The sequence below is a fragment of the Shewanella sp. AS1 genome (assembly GCF_021412565.1).
Classification (GTDB): Bacteria; Pseudomonadota; Gammaproteobacteria; order Enterobacterales; family Shewanellaceae; genus Shewanella.
This window is the reverse complement of sequence record NZ_JAKCLJ010000165.1, coordinates 1-255: the sequence shown is the minus strand read 5'-3', so window position 1 is coordinate 255 and position 255 is coordinate 1. Positions and strand designations below refer to the sequence as shown.

1 protein-coding gene is annotated in these 255 nt (G+C 53.7%); it reads left to right on the top strand.

Features of this window, described 5'->3' with window-relative positions:
- Window positions 1-255, top strand: a 255-nt coding sequence (locus LZP69_RS16525) for a hypothetical protein (protein WP_234201759.1), incomplete at both ends; no start/stop codon positions are given.

Here is a 255-nt window from a genome sequence, read left to right as displayed (position 1 = left end):
AAGATGCCACCGACCCTAACCTCACCGACAGCGGCGTGCTCAGCTTTACCGATGTGGATGTCAATGACACTCACAACGTTACTGAAGTTTACAATGGTGATATCAGCTGGACTGGCGGCGCCAACACCGACCTTGGCTCGGTACTGACTGCCGATGAGATAAATAGCCTCATCGATGGCTTCAGTGTCGACAGCGACAGCTGGGATTACAGTATCCTGAACAGCACGGTGCAGTTCCTCGCCGAAGGGGAAACCA